Source organism: Cellulosimicrobium funkei, from assembly GCF_004519295.1.
Lineage (GTDB): Bacteria > Actinomycetota > Actinomycetes > Actinomycetales > Cellulomonadaceae > Cellulosimicrobium > Cellulosimicrobium funkei.
This window is the reverse complement of record NZ_SOZH01000005.1, coordinates 422982-439641: the sequence shown is the minus strand read 5'-3', so window position 1 is coordinate 439641 and position 16660 is coordinate 422982. Positions and strand designations below refer to the sequence as shown.

Sequence of the window (16660 nt, the reverse complement as noted above, 5' to 3'; positions counted from 1 at the left end):
CTCCGGCTCCGCACCCGCGACCCGCAGTGAGCGTCAACCTGGCCTACGTCGGCCGCGAGTACCCCGCGAACGCGCCGTACTCGGTGGGGCGCGAGAAGCTGCGCGAGTTCGCGGGCGCCGTCGGCGCCACCCACCCCGTGCACCACGACCTCGTGGCGGCGCGGGGTGCTGGCTATCCGGACCTCGTCGCACCTCCGACCTTCGCGGTCGTCGTCGCCCAGCGGGCGGAGGGGCAGCTCATCGAGGACCCGGAGGCGGGCATGGACTTCTCGCGCGTCGTCCACGCGGACGAGCGCTTCACGCACCACCGGCCGATCGTCGCGGGCGACGAGCTCGTGACCGTGCTGCACGTGGACTCGATCGTCGAGCGAGCCGGCCTCGCGATGGTCACCACGCGCTGCGAGATCGCGGCCCTGTCCGACGCCGGCGCCGAGCCGGTCGTGACCGTCACCTCGACCCTCGCCGTCCGCGGGGAGGGCGCATGAGCACCGACGTCACCCGTCCCGTCCTCGCCGACCTCTCCGTCGGCGACGTGATCGGCACGCGCACGGTCGAGGTCGACCGCGCCCGCCTCGTGCGGTACGCCGGTGCGAGCGGCGACTTCAACCCCATCCACTGGAACGACGCGTTCGCGGCCGAGGTCGGCCTGCCGGGCGTCATCGCGCACGGCATGTTCACCATGGGGGCCGCCGTCGCGCTGGTGGAGGACTGGGCCGGTGACCCGGGCGCGGTCGTCGACTACCAGACGCGCTTCACCCGCCCCGTGCCCGTGCCCAACCCGGGCGTCGCGACGCTCGAGGTGACGGGCACCGTCGGCGCGATCGACGGCGAGGCGGGCACCGTCCGCGTCGACCTCACGGTCACGTTCGAGGGCGCGCGCGTGCTCGGCAAGACGCAGGCCGTCGTCCGCCTCTGACCCGCGGTCGCCCGGGGCGACCACGCGCTCCTGACGCCACGAGGGCGCCGCACCCGGCCGGGTGCGGCGCCCTCGTCGTCTCGAGGACTCAGCAGGTCTTCCAGCAGTCGGGGCCGCCGCTCGCCGGGGGCGGCCCGGCGACCTCTCCCTCGTCGAGATACGTGGTGTGCAGCACGACGTGCTGCAGTGCGGCGGCGCCGTCGCCGTCCGACCCCGCGGTCGGGGCGTCGGCGGTGGGCTCGGAGCCGGACGTGCCGAGATCGACGTCGAAGGTGAGCTCGAGGAGCCGGTGCTCCGCCGTGTCGTAGACGAGCCGCACGATCCGGTTGCTCTGGTCCTGGCCGACCCATTCGAGGCCCTCCCCGGTGCGCCCCTGCGTGTCCTGGACGGCGCCGAGCGGGGTGCTGGCCGCCAGCCCGGTGAGCGTCGCCCAGAGCCCGTCGCGCACGGCGGGCGAGGTGGGGCCGCTGTGCAACAGGTTCCACGTCTTCTGGGCGAGCGCGTCCTCGTTCACGGTCCCGACCTCCGCCCGGACGCTGTCGCGCAGGAGCGCGTCGAGCTCCGCCGGGTCCGTCGGGAGCGTGGCGAGCTCGTCCCAGCCGAGCCGGACGTGCTCCCCGTCGATGACGAGCGACCCGAACGTCGAGCCGGGCGAGGGTTCCATGGCGTCGTCCCCCTCGAAGGCTCGGTACGAGTCGCCCTCCGGATCACGCGCGGTCCAGTACGTGATGCCCTGCGAGCGCTCCTCGGTCCGTCCGTCGCTGGTCGTCTCCGTGCTGGTCGTCAGGGTGCGGACGCGCCAGTACGGCCCGTCGGCCGGGCCGTTGCCCTGCGGCCTCCCGTCGGGGACCGGCGCCGCGGCGTCGCCGCCGCTCGCCGGAGCGATCTGCGACGGGTGCGTGGGACTGGGCTCCGACCAGTAGGACGCCGCACCCACCCCGCCGGCGACGACCGCGAGCGCGCACAGGCCCGAGACCACGGTGCGGCGCCGTCGTCGGCTGCGGCGGGCCGTCGGGAGCACGCGGTCGGTGTCGACGTCGATGCGGGGGGCGAGCGTGTCGACCCGTGCGCGCAGCGCGCGCACGAACGTCTCGTCGTCGGTCGGAAGGGTGCCGGTCATGGCTGCCTCCTGTCGGTCCGGTCGGTGGGGCGGTGGTGCGGCGCGCCGGCGGTGCCGAGGACGGAGCGGAGCTGTCCGAGCCCGCGGGACGCCGTGGACTTCACGGTGCCGACGGAGACGCCGAGGTCGTCGGCGACCTCCCTCTCGCTCAGCCCGACGAGGTGGCGCAGCACGACGACCCGGCGCTGGCGGGCCGTGAGCGTCGCGAGCGCGCGGACGAGGGCGTCCCGCTCGGCGTGCTGGTCGGCCCGGGCGTCGCTCGCCGTCTCGGGTAGGTCGGGCGGAGCGACGAGCACCTCCCGTCGTCGGCGGCGCCACGTGTCGACCCGCAGATTGGCGAGGGTGCGGCGGGCGTACGCGTAGGGATCGCGCTCACGAGCCGTGCGCCAGTGCAGGTACGTGCGGGTCAGGGCCTGCTGGACGAGCTCGTCGGCCAGGTGCGCGTCGCCGCACAGCAGCCACGCGGTGCGCGCGAGCCGGGGAGCGGCGCTCGCCATGAAGTCGCTGAACTCCTGCTCGTGCGACGTGACCACCCGGACGACGGGGAGCAGGGCGTCGGGTGGTGGGCTCTCGTCGGGCTGGTCGTCGGCCGAGAGGGCGATCGCGTTCACGGTCATGACTGTCACACGCGCGAGGGCTCCCGAAGGTTGAGTCTCCGGCGTGCGATGCGGCGCACCGGGTTCGATACGTCTCGCCTCGGCACACCCCTTTCGCCGTGAGAGCGCTCCCACTATGGTGGGTCGCGCCACTCACGACGTCGAAGGAGACGCTCATGACCCAGCTCGACGGCCGCTCTGGACGGCCCGACCTCACCGCGCACGACCCCGGTCCCGCTCGCGGCGTCGACCGACGCACCGTCCTCGCCCTCGGCGGCGCGCTCGCGCTCGCGGGGCTGACCGCGACCCCGGCGGCGGCCCGCTCGGGTGCGACCCTGCCTGCGGCGACGGGCGCCGTCGGGCAGACTGCCGGCGTCCCGGCGCGGGGCCGCGCGGCGTCGGTCCGGCGCGCCCACGGCTTCCTCGCCGCGGCGACCGACGCCTACCCGGAGGTGAACCCCGGCCCGCGGCTCGCGCAGTCCTACGCCGACCAGCTCGGGCTGTTCTCCACCGCGTTCGTCTACGACAACGCCCTCGCGATCCTCGCGACGCTCACCGCGGGGCACCGCCACCTCGACCGCGCGCGGGCGCTCGGCGACGGGCTCGTGTTCGCGCTCGAGCACGACCCCGACCACGACGACGGCCGGCTCCGGCAGGCGTACAACGTCGGTCCCTACACGTTCTACGACGGCACGCCGCAGGAGCACGGGCTCGTGCTCCCCGACGGGACGGCGAACGTCGGGTGGCAGTTCGGCTTCCTCGGGACGGCGGTCGGGGACATGGCCTGGCCGGGCATCGCCCTGCTGCACCTGCACGCCGTGACGCGCGAGCGACGCTACCTCGACGCCGCCCGGCGGATCGGCGAGTGGATCGTCGCGCACACGTGGTCGCAGGCGCCCCTCGGCGGGTTCTCGTTCGGCGTGGACGGCGGCAACGCCCCGATCCCGAACGGCTCGACCGAGCACAACGTCGACTGCGTCGCGTTCTTCCGCCAGCTCGGGTCCGTGACGCGCGACCGGCGCTGGAGCCGTGCCGCCGAGCACGCGCGCGCGTTCGTCGACCGCATGTGGGAGCCCGACGGCGGCTACCTCTACACCGGCACGAACGACGGCACCGAGATCAACCGGGACCCGCTCCCGCTCGACCCGCAGACGTGGGGCTGGCTCGCGCTGCGCGAGCGGCGCTACGCCCGTGCCCTGGACTGGGCGGACGACGCGCTGGCCGCGCGCGACGTCGCGGGCGAGGGGGTGTCGCAGCTCCCCGCGGGCACGGTCGTCGAGGGCGTGACGTTCTCGAGCGCGAGCCTCACGTCGACGGCCTCGTACAACGACCTGCCGGTGCACCCGCAGGGCGTGTGGCTGGAGGGGACGGCGCAGCTCGCGTCGGCGCTCGCGGACCGCGGGGCGCGCGGGCGGGGGAGCCGCGACGACCGGCGGCGGGGGCGCCGGGGCTGCGAGCGGGACGACGACCGGGTCCGCGCCGAGGGCCTGCTGCGGGAGGTCCAGGGCGTGCAGGAGGGCGTCGGCGCCGGTCAGACGGTCGGGGGCGCGCCGCTGCCCGAGCGCGCGGGCGTCGTCGCGGCGTCGAGCCTGCTCGACTCGGGGTTCGGGTTCGGGTACTTCCAGGTCCAGCACGTCGGCGCGACGTCGTGGTACCTGCTCGCCGCGGCGCGCGCGAACCCGCTCCAGCCGGGCCGGCTGGGCTGACGCGCGGGCTCAGGTGGTGGGGGCGGGGCCCGTCGTCGTCCCCACCACCAGCTCGACGTCGAGCTCGACCGTGGTGGGCGCCTCGCCCGCGAGCTGGCGGATGACGGCCAGCCCCAGCTCGGCGCCCTTGCGCGCGAGCGGCTGGTGCACGCTCGTCAGCACGTCGGGGGCCAGCCACGGGAGGTCGAGCCCGTCGAAGCCCGCGACCGAGACGTCGTCGGGCACGCGCAGCCCGAGCTCGCGCGCGGCGAGCAGCGCGCCCGCGGCGAGGAGGTCGGAGTGGGCGATGACGGCGGTCGGCCGGGTCGCGGGGTCGGCCGGCTCGGTCGTCCCGTCGGCCGCGGGGCGGCCGAGCAGGGCGAGCGTGGCGGAGCGGCCGTGCTCGACGAGCGAGGCCTCGGTCTCCCAGCTCGCGACCGGCTCGACGACGTCGCGCACGCCCGCGAGGCGGTTGGCCGTCGGGGTGCGGTCCACCTGCGCGAGCCGCGCGGCGTCGAGCGGTCCGCTGCGGTCGGACGTGTCGAGGGGGAGCGAGACCTCGGCGATGCGCGTGTGCCCGAGCTCGACCAGGTGCCGCACGGCGTCCGCGGTGCCCGCGCGGTCGTGGATGAGGACGAGCGGGGCGCCCTCGACGGGGCGGCCCTCGCCGACGACGACGGGCACGCCGCGCCGCTGGAGCGCGGCGAGCGTCGCGTCGTCCGTACCGACGCCCCACACGAGCACCGCGACGTCCATGGCCGCGCTCTCGACGAGCGGGTCGACGGCGCGTGCGGGGTCGTCGGACGGGATGCCGGGGATGAGCAGCACGCCGAGGCCGTTCTCGCCCAGGGTCGAGACGAGGCCGTCGAGCACCTGGACGGCGACCGGGTCGCGGAACGCGCGGCGGAGCTGGTCGCCGACGACGACCCCCACGACGCCCGACCGGCCCGAGCGGAGCTGGCGGCCCAGCGGGTTCGGTCCGGTGTACCCGAGCTCCTTCGCGGCGTCGAGCACGCGCGCACGGGTCTCCGGGGTGATCGGCCCGGCGCCGGAGAACGCGAGGGAGGCCGTCGAGACGGAGACCCCCGCGAGCTCGGCGACCTTGGCGAGCGTGGGCCGGTGAGCCGGCGCGGCGGGCGCCGCGGGCTCCCGGTTCCCGGGGGTGTCGCTCATCACGCTCCCTGCCTCCCGCGGGCGCGGGATTCTCGATTGACGCGCGGCCAGCGTACCCGCACACTGGTGACCATGCCTCGAATCGATTCGAAGAGCACTCTCGTCCGTCGGATCGAATCGATTCGAGGAGGTGCTGCGCAGTTCCCGTCCGGCCCCGGGTCCGACGCCCGCGCCCTGGCCAGGGCCCGCTGGGTGCTCCTCGGGGTGTTCGCGCTCAACGGCGTCATGATGTCGAGCTGGCTCGCGCGCCTCCCCTCCGTGCGCGACGCACTCGGCCTCGGCCCCGCAGACCTGGGCGTCGTGCTCCTCGCGGGCGCCGTCGGGGCGCTCCTCACGGTCACCGCGGCCGGACCCTTCGTCACGCGGTTCGGCGGCCGGGTCGCGTTCGCCGTCTCGGCGGGCCTGTTCGGCGTCGCGTTCCTCCTGCTCGGGCTCGGTCCCGCCACCGGGTCGGTCGCGCTCCTCGCCGCGGGCATCTTCGTCAACGGCATGGCGTTCTCGCTCGGCAACGTGCCGATGAACGTGGAGAGCGCGGGCATCGAGCGGCGCGTCGGGCGCACGATCCTGCCCCAGTTCCACGCCGCGTTCTCCGTCGGCGCCGTCGTGGGCTCGCTGGTCGGCGCGGCGTGCGCGCACGCCGAGGTGCCCGTCGTCGTGCAGTTCGTCGCGACCGGGGTCGTGGCCACCGTGTGGCGGCTCGCCGCGATCCCCGCCACGGTCCACGACACCCTCCCGACGCGGACCCCCGCGCCCGGCACAGCGGCGCCGGCCCCGGTCGACGCGCTCGGCGACGCCGTCGTCGACGTCGAGACGGCGGGCCTGCGCGCGCGCCTCGCCCGGCGCGGTGCCCGGCTCGGCGCCGCGCTGTCGGCATGGCGCGAGCCGCGCACGCTGCTCATCGGGCTCGTCATCCTCTCGGCCGCGCTCTCCGAGGGCTCCGCCAACGACTGGCTGTCCCTCGCCGTCGTGGACGGGTTCGCCCAGACCGAGGCCGTCGGCGCGGTCGTCTTCGGCACGTTCGTCGCCGCCATGACCGTGATGCGCCTCGCGGGCACGCGCCTCATCGACCGGTTCGGCCGCGTCACCGTGCTCCGCGCGTCGGGCGTCGCGTCGATCGCCGGTCTCGTGCTGTTCGGGTTCGCGCCGACGCTCCCGCTCGCGGCCGTCGGGGTCGTCCTGTGGGGCTTCGGCGCCGCGCTCGCGGTGCCCGTCGGGATCGCCGCGGCGTCCGACGAGCCCCTGCGGGCCGCGAGCCGCGTCTCGGTCGTGTCGGCGTTCTCCTCGATGGCGTCGCTCGCCGCGCCGCCGCTCCTCGGCCTCGCCGCCGAGGCGATGGGCGCGCGCCACGCGCTCGTCCTCATCGTCGCCGCGATGGTCCTCAGCGTCCTCCTCGCGCGCCAGGTCGCACCCCTGGGCACCGCCGCCGCCCGTGCGGCGCGCCCGGCGCTCGGCACCGACGACGCCGCACCCGTCGCGGTGCAGGATGGTCCGGTGGACGTCCTGACCCCCGGCGCGCACGCCCCGGACGCCGTGGGCGGCCCCGCCCTGGCCGACGGCGCCCGTCGTCGCCGCCCGTGGCGCAGCGTCCGCGCGGGGTCCTCCGCCACCGCCCACCGGGCCGCGTCCCGCCGCCCCCGCACCCGCCCGTCGCACCGCCGCGAGGAGACCTCCGCATGACCACCGCCCGCCCCGACCGCCGCGTCGTCGCCCTCGCCACCTGGTCCGTCTTCGCGGTCTTCTTCCTCAACGGGTTCAACTTCGCGACGTGGGCCTCCCGCCTGCCCGCGGTGCGGGACTCGCTCGGCTTCACCGAGGCGCAGATGGGCCTCCTGCTGCTCTTCATGGCGGTCGGGTCGCTGCTCGCGCTGCCGCTGTCCGGGATGGTCGTCCAGCGGCTCGGTGCCTCGAAGGCCGTGACGGTCTTCGCCGTGACCAACGTCGTCGGTCTCGTCACCGCGGTCACGGGCGTCGCGACGGGGGAGGACGTCGTCGTGCGCGTCGGGCTGTTCCTCGCCGGGATCGGCACCGGCGTGTGGGACGCCGCGATGAACCTCGAGGGCGCCGCCGTCGAGCAGCGGCTCGGCAAGGCGATCATGCCGCGCTTCCACGCCGGGTTCTCGTTCGGCACCATGGCCGGCGCCGGCGTCGGTGCGCTCATGGCCGCGCTCCACGTGCCGGTCCAGGCGCACCTCACGGCCGCCGTCGTGCTGAGCCTCGTCGGCGTCCTGTGGTCCGTGCGGTTCTTCCTCCCCGCGGGCAAGGTGGACCACGCGGTCGCCGAGACCGTCGAGGACGCCGCCGGTGCCGACCCCGCCGCAGCGGCCGGGAGCGGGGCGTCGCACGGCACGGGCAAGGACGAGCGCGGGGCCCTCAGCGCGTGGACCGAGCCGCGCACCCTCCTCATCGGGCTCGTCGTGCTCGCGGCCGCGCTCACCGAGGGCGCCGCGAACGACTGGGTGAGCCTCGCCGTCGTCGACGGGTTCGGCACGTCCGACGCGATGGGCGCCGTCGGGCTCGCCGTGTTCCTCACCGCCATGACCGGGATGCGCCTGCTCGGGACGGGCCTGCTCGACCGCTACGGCCGCGTCGCCGTCCTGCGCCTGGGCGCCGCGCTCGCGCTGCTCGGCCTGCTCGTGTTCACGCTGTCCCCGAACCTCTGGGTCGCGCTCGTCGGCGTCGTCGCGTGGGGCATGGGTGCGGCGCTCGGGTTCCCCGTGGGGATGAGCGCCGCGTCCGACGACCCGGCGCGCGCCGCCGTGCGCGTGAGCGTCGTCGCGACGATCGGGTACTCCGCGTTCTTCATGGGGCCGCCGCTCATCGGCTTCCTCGCCGAGCACGTCGGCTACCGCGGGGCGCTCCTCGTGATCGCCGTGCCCGTCGTCGTCGGCCTGCTCGTCGTCGGCGCGACGCGACCGCTCCCCACGGCCGCCGGTGCCGCGGGCCAGCAGGCCGCCCAGGGCGCGGACCGCGCGGGGCGCGCCGACTGACGGGGAACCCGAACTACGCTGGACGGGTGACCTGCGAACCTGCCGCCCCCGTGGACCGTGACCTGCCCGAGATCGTCGGGACCGCCCCGGGGCTGCGTCCCGAGGCCGTCGGGACGCCGTCGCTCGCCGAGCTGACGACGCTGCGCGTGGGCGGGCCGGCGGACCGGTACGTCGAGGCGCACAGCGAGGCGGAGCTGCTGGAGATCGTCCGGGCCGCCGACGAGGCGGGGGAGCCGCTCCTCGTGATCGGGGGAGGCTCGAACCTGCTCGTGGGCGACGAGGGTTTCGGCGGCGTCGTCGTGCGCGACCTGCGGCGCGGGATCACCGTCGACGCGGAAGACTCGTGCGGGGGCGCGAGCTTCCACGCCCCGGCGGGCCAGGACTGGGACGAGCTCGTGGCGCGCGCGGTCGCGGAGGAGTGGGTCGGGGTCGAGGCGCTGTCGGGCATCCCGGGCACCGTGGGCGCGGCGCCGGTCCAGAACATCGGCGCGTACGGGCAGGACGTCGCGGGCGTGGTCTCGACCGTGCGGGTCTGGGACCGCGCGCGCTCGCGGGTGCGCACGCTCGCCCTGGGCGAGCTCGCGTTCGGCTACCGGACGTCGCTGCTCAAGCGCAGCATGCACGTGGACGCCGGCGCCGGGTCCGACGACGACGGCCCCTGGTACCCGTCGCCCCGCTACGTCGTGCTCGACGTGGGCTTCCAGGCGCGGCTCGGGTCGTTGTCGGCGCCGGTCGCGTACCCCGAGCTGGCACGCACGCTCGGGGTCCAGGTCGGGGACCGCGCGCCGAGCGCGGACGTGCGCGCCGCGGTGCTCTCCCTGCGCGCGCGCAAGGGCATGCTGCTCGACGGCGCCGGCCCCGACGTCGACCCCGCGGCGGGGCCCGACCACGACCGCTGGAGCGCCGGGTCGTTCTTCACGAACCCCGTCGTCCCTGCCGAGCAGGCGGACCTGCTCCCGGCCGAGGCCCCGCGGTACCCGGTCCGCACGGCGACCCCGACCCGGACCACCGGCCCGAGCCTCGGCGAGATCGACCCGACGCTCGTGAAGACGTCGGCCGCGTGGCTCATCGAGCACGCGGGCTTCACCAAGGGGTTCGGCGTGCACGGCCCGTCGAGCCTCGCGCGGCTGTCGACGAAGCACACGCTCGCGCTGACGAACCGCGGCGGGGCGAGCGCGGAGGACGTCGTCGAGCTCGCGCGCGCGGTGCGCGACGGCGTCGTGGAGGCGTTCGGCGTCGAGCTCGTGCCGGAGCCGGTGCTCGTCGGCGTCGCGCTCTGACCCGCCCGTCGCTGAGTGCATGATCTCGTCGCGTTCGGACCCCGCCGCCGCGACGAAGTCATGCACTCAGCGCACCGGGGGCTCGGCTCAGTAGACGAGGACGGTGGTGCCGGGGTCGGCGCGCCAGGTGTCCCAGAGCCAGTTCATGGCCGAGTTCGCGACGCGGACGCACCCGTGCGACGCGGGCCACGGCGGGATCGACCCCGAGCCGTGCACCGCGATCCCGCCGGTGAAGAACTTGGGGCGCCACATGTCGCCGAGCTCGAGGCTGGACGAGTGGTTCCCGTCGACCTGCCGGCCTACCTGGAACGTGCCGCGCGGCGTGCTCGCGCGGTAGGTGCGCCCCTTCGCCTCGTACGACTCGCCGTTCCCGGACGACGCGTTGACCACCGTGACGACGCGACCGTCCTCGACGGCGAGCAGGAGCTGGCGGTCGAGGTCGATCTCGACGACCTTGCCCGACCCGCTGCGCGGCTGCGGCGTGACGCCCTCGTCGAGCGCGGCCTGGGTCGCGGGCCCGACGACGCCGTCGCGCGAGAGGCCCGCCGCCTTCTGCAGGGCCCACACGGCCTGCTGGGTGCCGCCGCCGAAGTCGCCGTCGGGCGCGCCGATGAAGTAGCCGAGGTCGGCGAGGCGCTGCTGGAGGGCGACCACCCGCTCGCCGGTCGCCCCGCGCGCGAGCTCGACCGGCTCCGGCGGGGCCTCGGGCGTCGGCGTGGGCGTGGGCTCGGCGGCCGGCGGCGGCGTGCTGGGCTCGGGCGTCTCGGTGGGCGTCGGGTCGGGCTCGGGCGTCTCGGTGGGGGTGGGCTCCGGCGCCGTGGTGGGCGCGGACGGGCTCGGGCTCGTCGGCTCCGGCGAGGTCGGGCTCTCGGAGGCCGACGGCGTCCGCCCGGGCTCCATGTCCGGCAGGCCCGCCTGGCAGCCCGCGAGCGCCAGCGCGGCGGCGAGCGCGGGCACGACGGCGCGCGCGACCACCCGCCGGACGGGCCCGCGACGGCGCGGTGCCGCCGTCGGTCGCGCGCCGGTCGCGGGCGCGCTCGCCGTCGTGGGCGAGCGGACGGTTCCCTGCTCCACCTGGTCCCCCTTCGTCTGCCGCGGCGTCGCCGCGATGGTCCATCATGCGCCGTCCGCCGCGCCCGGTCGGACGACGGCGCCGGTTTCTCGGCGGATCGTGACCCGGTCGTGACGCACGGTCTGTGGCGCCGGTCGGTGCCCGGTCCGTGCCGGAGGTCAGTGCGGCGCGCCCCGCTCCGGGCGGTGCGCGCCGAGCAGCGCGCCGCGCAGGACGTCGACGATCGCGTCGTCCGACAGCCCGGCCTCGCGGCCGGTGCGCACGAGCTCGTGCGCGGCGTGGCGCGCGGCGACGTCCGTGGGGGAGACGCCGTCGGCGACGACCGTCCCGGCCCGACGACGCGTCGTGACGACCCCGGCCGCCTCGAGCTCCCGGTACGCGCGGGCCACCGTCCCGGGGGCGAGACCGAGGTCGGTCGCGAGCGCGCGGATCGTCGGGAGGCGGTCGCCGACGCGCAGCCGCCCGGCCGCGACGTGCGCGACGACCTGGCTCCGGATCTGCTCGTACGGGGCGAGGCCGGTGCGCAGGTCGATCTCGACGCGCAGCTCACCCATCGCGACGCCCGTGCCCCGCGGACGCCGGGGCGGCGACCTCCGCGTCGGGGTCCGGGGCGGGCCGCACGCCGACGGCGACCGCCACGAGGGCGATCACGACGGCGACGACCACGAGCACGACCGCCCCGGGGTAGCCCGCCCGGGCGGCGGCGTTCGCACCGTAGGCGAGCGTGCCGGCCGCGGTGAGCCCGAGCGCGAGCTGGGTGCCGCGCAGGACCCGGTGCGCGGACGCGCGACGCAGCGCGAGGTCCCACCCGGGCTCGACGCGCGGGACGGCGGGGCGGCGCGCGACCAGCCGGAGCACGCCCTCCGCGCCGGCCACGAGCAGCACGGCGCCGGCCGCGAGCCAGGCGCCGTAGAACCATCCGGGGTAGGGGCTGGTCGTCGACGTGACGTCGCCCAGCACGCGCGTCACGGACCGCCCGTCCGACCCGGCGGTGAGGCCGCCGACCGCGGTGAGCACGAGCACGAGGGCACCGAGGGCCCAGGTGAGGCGGCGCAGGCCGCGCGGCGCGACGTCGGGCACCGTGCGCGGGCGCAGCGTGGCCGCCCGGACCGCCGTGCGCTGGCGCGGCCAGGTGCGCTCGCCGACGGCGTGCGCCCCGAGGAACGCCAGGCCGACGAGCGCGGGGGAGAGCCCGACGAGCACGCCCTCCGCGAGGCCGCCGACGGCGGTCGTCACGGCCTGCACGAGGACGGCGCCCACGAGCGCGGCGGCGGTCGCCGCAGCGACGGTGACGGTCGTCGCGTGCCGTCGGGCGGCGCGGCGCACCGGGTCCCCGTCCGCGAGCCCGTGCAGGGCGGGCGCCGGCTCGCGGGTCAGCGCGCGCACGGCGAGCACCACGAGGGCGCCGACGCCCGCGAGCGCGGCGAGGGCGACGACGCTCCACAGCAGGTCGTATCCGGCGGGGAGGAACAGCTCGACCCCGTCCGGCTCCTCGGAGACGCTTTGTATCAACACATCGATACATTCCCACGGACCCGCCCGCGGGTCAAGGGTGGCCGGCGGCCCGGTGCGGACTCGATGAGAGGACTCTCATCGCGCTCTCACCCCCGTTCCACGCGCGCACGGTGCCCTGGGCGCATGACGATCGCCCCCGCCGTCCCCGACCAGCGCGCCTGGCTCGACCTGCTCACCGGTCCCGACGCGGGCGGCCTCCTCGACGCGGCGCTCGGGGCCGACGGCGCCGGGCTCGGCACGTGGCGCGTCCACCAGGTGCACGCGCGCCCCGGTGCGGAGGTCACCGTCGGGTACGACGTCGTCGCCCGCCGCACGCTCCCGGCCCGGCCCGGCGGGGCGGTGGCGTCCGTCGACGCGACCGCGTACCTGCTCGCGACGACCGCGCCCCTCCCGCCCGACGCCGTCGGGCCGGGCGTCGCGCGCCTGGAGGACGGGCCGCGCGTCGTGCACGTGTGGCGGCACCCGGCCGACCCGTTGCTGCCCGCGCTCGCGGCGGCGTGCGACGCGCCCGGTCTCACGCGCCGCCTGGACGACGCCGGCGTGCTCGCCCCGGGCGAGGCCGTCGAGTCGGTGACGATGGTCGCCTACCGGCCGCTGCGGCGCGCGGTGCTCCGCGCCCGGACGCCCTCCCGCACGCTCTACGTCAAGGTCGTCCGGCCCGGCCGGGCGCGCGCGCTCGCGCGCCGCCACGACCTCCTCCAGGACGGGGCCGTGCGCGCCCCGCGGTGCCTCGCCCGGGACGACGACGGCCTCGTGGTCCTCAAGGAGGCGCGCGGCCCGTCGCTCGCGCAGCACCTCGCGGCGTCGGGACCGGAAGCGCAGCCCGAGGCGATCGACCCGCACGAGCTGCTCCGTGCGCTCGACGCGCTGCCGGAGCGCGCGACGACGCTGCGCCGTCGGCCCGCGTGGGCGGAGCGCGTGGAGCACTACGCGACGTCGGCGCTCGCGGTCCACGGTCTCGACGCCGAGCGGGTGCGGCACGTGGCGCGCGCCGTCGGGGACGCGGTCGCGACGCGCGACCCCGGCCCCGTCGTGGCGACGCACGGCGACTTCTACGAGGCGAACGTCCTGCTCGCCGCGGGCCCGGACGCCGTCGACGTCCCGGGGGCGACGGCCCGGCCGCGCGTGGCCGCGCTGCTCGACGTGGACACGCTCGGGCCGGGCCACCGCGTGGACGACCTCGCGTGCCTCGTCGGGCACCTCGCCGTCCTGCCCGCGCTCGCGCCGACCGTGTACGGGGGCGTGGGCGGGCTCGTCGAGCGGTGCCTCGCGGTGTTCGGGACCGCCGTCGACCCGGTGGGGCTGCGCGCCCGGGCCGCGGGCGTCGTGCTGTCCCTCGTGCCGGGCGCGGGCTCGCGCGAGCTCGCGGAGGCCTGGCTCGCGGTCGCGGACGGGCTGCTCCCGCTTCCTGAGAGCACTCTCATGACGACCTCCTCGGCCTCTCACGCGTGAGCGGGAGGCTCGAGACCTGCACGGCCGAGGGGTCGTGCGCACCATCGGACGAAGGAGAAGCACCATGAAGGCACGCAGCGCATGGATCGTCACCGGGGCGCTCGGCGCGGTCGGTCTCGGGGCCACGATGGCCGCCGCCCAGGGCGCGCTCGACGCCCCCGACGAGGCGGTCGTCTCCCCGTCGGTCGAGGTGACGACGTCCGACGCCGCGACGGCCGCGGCGACCGCGTCGGCCACCCCGAGCCCGACGGACGTCCAGAACGGGACGTCGATCACGACGGTCACCGCGGGCTCCGCGAACACGTCCGCGTCGCCCACGACGGCGGCCTCCGCCGTGACGAGCCAGACGGCGAACACCGCCAACACCGCCCCGACGGCCGACACCGCGGGCACCGCGCAGACGGCGAGCACGCCGGCCAGCCCGGTGACGCCGCCGTCGCCGCAGTCCGCGACCTGACCCGGCCCGGGCCTCGCCGCCCGCGCCCCCACGACGCCCGCCCCGGCCCCCGGGGCGGGCGTCGTCGTCGGTTCAGGAGCGCCGCGGCGCGTCCGCGAGGCGGTAGCCCATCCCGCGCACGGTGACGAAGTGCTCCGCGCCGAGCTTGTTGCGCAGGTACCGCACGTACACGTCGACGACGTTGGAGCCGGGGTCGAAGTCGTAACCCCACACGCGCGAGAGGAGCTGCTCGCGGCTGAGGACCTGGCCGGGGTTGCGCAGGAACGCCTCGGCGAGCGCGAACTCGCGCGCGGAGAGGTCGACCTCGCGGTCGGACGTCCGGGCCCGCCGAGTGCGCAGGTCCAGGCTCAGCGCACCGTGCGTGAGCACCGTGACCTCGCCCGCGGGCTCGCTGCGCAGCCGGAGCCGGATGCGCGCGAGCAGCTCCTCGAAGCGGAACGGCTTGGCCATGTAGTCGTCGGCGCCGCCCTCGAGCCCGGCGACGGTGTCCGTGACCGACGTGCGCGCCGTGAGGATGATGACGGGGATCGCGTTCCCGGTCTCCCGCAGCCGGCGCAGCACGGTGAAGCCGTCCTGGTCCGGCAGGCCGAGGTCGAGCACGAGGAGCGCGAAGTCGCCGGTGCTCGCGAGGTCGAACGCCTCGCGGCCCGTCGCGACCGTGGTGCTCGCGTAGCCCGCGGCGCGCAGCCCCTTGGCCACGAACGACGCGATGCGGGTCTCGTCCTCGGCGACGAGGATCTGGCTCACCGGGTGGTCCTTCCGTCGGGGTCGGTGTCGTTCTCGGTGCTGCTCTGGGTGCCGTTGTCGGTGCCGGTCCGGGTGCGGGTCTCGGAGCCCGACCCGGGGTCGTTCGGCCGCGCGTCCGGCGTGTCCGGCGGCAGCTCGGGGGTCGCGGCGGACGGCGCCGTGGGTGCGGTCGGCGCGGTCGCCCCGTACGGGGTCGCGGCGTCGGCCGTCGCGGGGGCCGCCCCCGGGACCGGCACGAGCGGCAGGTCGAGCGTGAACGTCGACCCGACGCCGGGCGTCGAGGCGACGTGGACGCGGCCGCCGTGGCCGTCGGCGATCGCGGCGACGATCGCGAGCCCCAGCCCGGCGCCCTCGGGGTGCGCCGCGCCGGGCGTGGTGGCCTGCGCGAACCGCTCGAAGACCCGCTCCTGCTGCTCGGGGGCGATCCCGGCGCCCTCGTCGCGGACCCAGACGCGCACGCGCGCGCCGTCGTCGGACACGGCCGAGCCGAGCGCGACGGCCGACCCGGGCGCCGAGAACTTCACCGCGTTGGCCGCGAGCTGGAGGAGCGCCTGCGTGAGGCGCTGCGCGTCGGCCCGCACCGCGACGTCCGCGCGCGCGTCGACGAGCCACCGCCGGTCGCCGAGCGTGCGGACCTTGTCGTGGACGTCGTCGAGCAGGCGCCCGAGGTCCGTGTCGAGCGGGCGCACGAAGTCCGGGCGCCCGGCGGTCGCGAGCGTCACGAGGTCGTCCACGAGGCGGTTCATGCGGTCGAGCTCGTCGAGCGCGAGGTCGCGCGTCTCGGTCGCGTCGGTCGCGTCGTGGGGGTCCATGAGCTCGAGGTGGCCTCGCACCACGGTGAGGGGCGTGCGCAGCTCGTGCCCGACGTCGTCGATGAGCCGGCGCTGCGAGTCGAACGCGCCCTCGAGCCGGTCGAGCATGCCGTTCACGGTGCGGGACAGGTCGGAGAGGTCGTCGTTGCCCGTGACCGGGATCCGCGCGGAGAGGTCGGTCTCGCCGATGCGCTGCGCGGTGCGCGAGAGCGTGCGGATCGGGAGCAGGAGCCGGCCGGCCACGACCCAGCCGACGACGCCGATGAGCACGAGCGCGCCGAGCGCGACGACGGCGTACGTGCGGAAGACCTGGGCGAACTCGGCGTGCTCCGCCGAGCGGTCGTAGGCGAGGACGAGTGCCGCGGGCGGCCCGGCGCCGTCCGCCCCGGTCGCCCGCACGGGGGCGACGAGCGCGCGGTAGTCGGCGGTCGCCGTCCCGACCGAGCGCAGCACCACGTGGTCGCCCGCCACGAGCGGCGACAGCGCGGCGACGAGCTCGGCGTCCTCCTCGAGGCGCAGGCGCACGTCCTGCTGCGACACGAGCGGCGTGCGGCCCTCGCGCAGCCCGAGCACGCCCTCGTTCTGCGCGGGCACCGTGAGCTGGATCGACGCGACGACGACGTCCTCGGCGGACCGGAACGGCTCGCCCGTCACGGGGTTGACGCCGGAGCCCGCGATCCGCCGGAGCTCGTTCGCGCTCCGCACGAGGCTCTCGTCGATGCGCGCGTCGAGCTGGCCGCGCTGCAGGAACCACGCCGCGCCGCCCGCGAGGAGCAGCGCGAGCGCGGACAGGCCGAGGAACGCCGCGAGCATCCGGGTGCGGACCGTGAGCCTCGCGCCACGCGCCC

At 76.7% G+C, this 16660-nt stretch carries 16 protein-coding genes; 8 read left to right on the top strand and 8 right to left on the bottom strand.

Annotated elements, in window-relative coordinates:
* Positions 1-26 precede the first annotated feature (26 nt).
* Together E1O70_RS10620 and E1O70_RS10615 are read left to right on the top strand one after the other, a co-directional pair.
* On the top strand, positions 27-485 hold the full coding sequence (locus E1O70_RS10620) for an FAS1-like dehydratase domain-containing protein (RefSeq protein ID WP_061268514.1): 459 nt from the start codon (positions 27-29) through the stop codon (positions 483-485).
* Positions 482-916, top strand: a complete 435-nt coding sequence (locus E1O70_RS10615) for a MaoC family dehydratase (RefSeq protein WP_021482901.1) — start codon at positions 482-484, stop codon at positions 914-916. The genes E1O70_RS10620 and E1O70_RS10615 overlap by 4 nt, the downstream gene beginning before the upstream one ends.
* Before the next feature lie 88 nt (positions 917-1004).
* On the opposite strand, the gene E1O70_RS10610 is transcribed toward E1O70_RS10615, so the two are convergent.
* Positions 1005-2036, bottom strand: a complete 1032-nt coding sequence (locus tag E1O70_RS10610) for a hypothetical protein (RefSeq protein ID WP_061268513.1) — start codon at positions 2034-2036, stop codon at positions 1005-1007.
* Positions 2033-2647, bottom strand: coding sequence for a SigE family RNA polymerase sigma factor (locus tag E1O70_RS10605; protein WP_370670917.1), 615 nt, complete (start codon positions 2645-2647; stop codon positions 2033-2035). The genes E1O70_RS10610 and E1O70_RS10605 overlap by 4 nt, the downstream gene beginning before the upstream one ends.
* Before the next feature lie 161 nt (positions 2648-2808).
* On the opposite strand from E1O70_RS10605, the gene E1O70_RS10600 reads away from it, so the two are divergent.
* Positions 2809-4338 (top strand): YyaL domain-containing protein, encoded by a 1530-nt coding sequence (locus E1O70_RS10600; RefSeq protein ID WP_061268512.1) that lies wholly within the window; start codon positions 2809-2811, stop codon positions 4336-4338.
* A 9-nt stretch (positions 4339-4347) separates the two neighbouring features.
* On the opposite strand, the gene E1O70_RS10595 is transcribed toward E1O70_RS10600, so the two are convergent.
* Positions 4348-5490 carry a LacI family DNA-binding transcriptional regulator gene (locus E1O70_RS10595; RefSeq protein ID WP_061268511.1) on the bottom strand — a complete coding sequence of 381 codons (1143 nt, stop codon included), beginning with the start codon at positions 5488-5490 and terminating at the stop codon, positions 4348-4350.
* A gap of 192 nt (positions 5491-5682) precedes the next feature.
* Here E1O70_RS10595 and E1O70_RS10590 point away from each other — a divergent pair, with 192 nt between their 5' ends.
* The 3 genes from E1O70_RS10590 (at position 5683) to E1O70_RS10580 (ending at position 9757) form a co-directional block, all read left to right on the top strand.
* A complete protein-coding gene (locus tag E1O70_RS10590) occupies positions 5683-7167 on the top strand; it encodes an MFS transporter (protein WP_240696661.1) in 1485 nt (494 codons plus the stop codon).
* Positions 7164-8477: an MFS transporter gene (locus tag E1O70_RS10585; RefSeq protein WP_061268524.1), complete on the top strand. Its 1314-nt coding sequence runs from the start codon at positions 7164-7166 to the stop codon at positions 8475-8477. Before E1O70_RS10590 ends, E1O70_RS10585 begins: the two co-directional genes overlap by 4 nt.
* 62 nt (positions 8478-8539) lie before the next feature.
* Positions 8540-9757 (top strand): UDP-N-acetylmuramate dehydrogenase, encoded by a 1218-nt coding sequence (locus tag E1O70_RS10580; protein WP_061268523.1) that lies wholly within the window; start codon positions 8540-8542, stop codon positions 9755-9757.
* An 87-nt stretch (positions 9758-9844) separates the two neighbouring features.
* Here the strand turns inward: E1O70_RS10580 and E1O70_RS10575 are convergent, their stop codons facing one another.
* The 3 genes from E1O70_RS10575 to E1O70_RS10565 form a co-directional block, all read right to left on the bottom strand.
* Complete coding sequence (locus E1O70_RS10575; protein WP_240696660.1) at positions 9845-10831, bottom strand: L,D-transpeptidase family protein; 987 nt, start codon at positions 10829-10831, stop codon at positions 9845-9847.
* A 156-nt stretch (positions 10832-10987) separates the two neighbouring features.
* The gene (locus tag E1O70_RS10570; protein ID WP_061268510.1) at positions 10988-11383 is read right to left on the bottom strand and encodes a GntR family transcriptional regulator; all 396 of its coding nucleotides are present in this window, start codon (positions 11381-11383) and stop codon (positions 10988-10990) included.
* Entirely contained in the window at positions 11376-12344 is a 969-nt protein-coding gene (locus E1O70_RS10565) for a hypothetical protein (RefSeq protein ID WP_128957548.1), read from the bottom strand. The genes E1O70_RS10570 and E1O70_RS10565 overlap by 8 nt, the downstream gene beginning before the upstream one ends.
* Before the next feature lie 123 nt (positions 12345-12467).
* Here E1O70_RS10565 and E1O70_RS10560 point away from each other — a divergent pair, with 123 nt between their 5' ends.
* A complete protein-coding gene (locus E1O70_RS10560; RefSeq protein WP_061268508.1) occupies positions 12468-13796 on the top strand; it encodes a protein kinase family protein in 1329 nt (442 codons plus the stop codon).
* 64 nt (positions 13797-13860) lie between these two features.
* A complete protein-coding gene (locus tag E1O70_RS19890; protein WP_009861934.1) occupies positions 13861-14253 on the top strand; it encodes a hypothetical protein in 393 nt (130 codons plus the stop codon).
* Positions 14254-14325: 72 nt separating this feature from the next.
* On the opposite strand, the gene E1O70_RS10555 is transcribed toward E1O70_RS19890, so the two are convergent.
* Complete coding sequence (locus E1O70_RS10555; RefSeq protein ID WP_061268507.1) at positions 14326-15000, bottom strand: response regulator transcription factor; 675 nt, start codon at positions 14998-15000, stop codon at positions 14326-14328.
* A complete protein-coding gene (locus E1O70_RS10550; RefSeq protein WP_082774645.1) occupies positions 14997-16625 on the bottom strand; it encodes a sensor histidine kinase in 1629 nt (542 codons plus the stop codon). The genes E1O70_RS10555 and E1O70_RS10550 overlap by 4 nt, the downstream gene beginning before the upstream one ends.
* Positions 16626-16660: the final 35 nt, after the last annotated feature.

Bases quoted from the DNA above. Each gene is read 5' to 3' on its own strand.
- E1O70_RS10615 (WP_021482901.1), top strand. From the start codon at position 482: ATGAGCACCGACGTCACCCGTCCCGTCCTCGCCGACCTCTCCGTCGGC.
- E1O70_RS10610 (WP_061268513.1), bottom strand. From the start codon at position 2,036: ATGACCGGCACCCTTCCGACCGACGACGAGACGTTCGTGCGCGCGCTG.
- E1O70_RS10600 (WP_061268512.1), top strand. From the start codon at position 2,809: ATGACCCAGCTCGACGGCCGCTCTGGACGGCCCGACCTCACCGCGCAC.
- E1O70_RS10595 (WP_061268511.1), bottom strand. From the start codon at position 5,490: ATGAGCGACACCCCCGGGAACCGGGAGCCCGCGGCGCCCGCCGCGCCG.
- E1O70_RS10585 (WP_061268524.1), top strand. From the start codon at position 7,164: ATGACCACCGCCCGCCCCGACCGCCGCGTCGTCGCCCTCGCCACCTGG.
- E1O70_RS10570 (WP_061268510.1), bottom strand. From the start codon at position 11,383: ATGGGTGAGCTGCGCGTCGAGATCGACCTGCGCACCGGCCTCGCCCCG.
- E1O70_RS10560 (WP_061268508.1), top strand. From the start codon at position 12,468: ATGACGATCGCCCCCGCCGTCCCCGACCAGCGCGCCTGGCTCGACCTG.
- E1O70_RS19890 (WP_009861934.1), top strand. From the start codon at position 13,861: ATGAAGGCACGCAGCGCATGGATCGTCACCGGGGCGCTCGGCGCGGTC.
- E1O70_RS10550 (WP_082774645.1), bottom strand. From the start codon at position 16,625: ATGCTCGCGGCGTTCCTCGGCCTGTCCGCGCTCGCGCTGCTCCTCGCG.